This window comes from Streptomyces sp. AC627_RSS907 (assembly GCF_019049165.1).
This window is the reverse complement of the sequence record NZ_JAGMUE010000866.1, coordinates 1-556: the sequence shown is the minus strand read 5'-3', so window position 1 is coordinate 556 and position 556 is coordinate 1. Positions and strand designations below refer to the sequence as shown.

Sequence of the window (556 nt, the reverse complement as noted above, 5' to 3'; positions counted from 1 at the left end):
GTACCCACCGCCCGGCCCGGCGTCGTAGCCGGCGCCCGGCACCGCGTCGTACCCCGCGGCGCTGTCGTCACCGGTGGGGAAGCCGGCGCCCCGCTCGGCCCCGTAGGGCTGCTGGCCAGGCGCCGCCTGGCCGCCGCCGTACTCGCTCCCGTACTCGCCGCCGAAGCCCCCGCCCGGGGCGCTCTGGTATGGAGCGGCCTGCTGGCCCTCGTACACGGCGCCCTGCTGACCCTCGTACGTCGGGTGGCCGGCGTCGTCGAAGCCCAGCTCCGCGGCCGTGCGCGGGGCGTTCGGCTGTCGCGGCGACGGGGGCGCGGGCTGCTCGGGGACGATCGGCGAGACGGCGAAGTCCTCCTGGGGCGCGTCGTCGCCACCACCGCCGTGCGTGATCGGCTCGGGCAGCATGACCAGCGACGTGGTGCCGGCCTGCTCGCCGGCGGGGCGCAACTGCACCCGGATGCCGTGCCGGTTGGCCAGCCGGCCGACCACGAACAGGCCCATGCGCTGGGAGACCGCCACGTCGACGGTGGGCGGGTGGGCCAGCCGGTGGTTGATG

At 77.2% G+C, this 556-nt stretch carries 1 pseudogene; it reads right to left on the bottom strand.

Annotation, left to right across the window (positions count from 1 at the left end):
• Positions 1–556 (bottom strand): annotated as a pseudogene (locus tag KUM32_RS44450) (ATPase); the annotation flags it as partial.